Annotated in this window: 1 protein-coding gene; it reads right to left on the bottom strand. The window is 50.1% G+C overall.

The annotated features are described in order from the left end of the window. A partial coding sequence (locus A3739_RS26750) for an ABC transporter transmembrane domain-containing protein (protein WP_255376798.1) occupies positions 1 to 429 on the bottom strand: 429 nt, incomplete at both ends.

Here is a 429-nt window from a genome sequence, read left to right as displayed (position 1 = left end):
GCGAGCGATCAAACCTGCTACCTGCGCCATTGGGGCGATTACGCGCCCAGTCAGCATGCTTGCGGCGATCAGACCGCCCATGCTTAGTTCATGGTTTGAGATTTCGTATACGCCAACGATCAGTAGAGCGACAGTCGTCATTTGCTGAACAAAACCAGAGGTGCTGGTGCCGATGGTTGAGTACAAGCGAGAGCGATTGCTCCAATAGGAGTTTTCACCGACATTTTGTTCGTACTTGCGCTGATTCAGGCCTTCCATACGATTGCTTTTAACCGTCTCTAAACCGTTCAGGGTTTCAATGAGCAAACCATTCTTGACGGTCGAGGCACCATAGCTATGCGTGATTGACTCATCGACCGGGCGCCGAATAACGATGGTAATGATGAGAATAATGAGTACTGCGACGATTGGCACAATCACTAGGTTTCC

It is taken from the genome of Oleiphilus sp. HI0067 (genome assembly GCF_001635735.1).
This window is presented reverse-complemented; position numbering and strand designations above follow the sequence as displayed.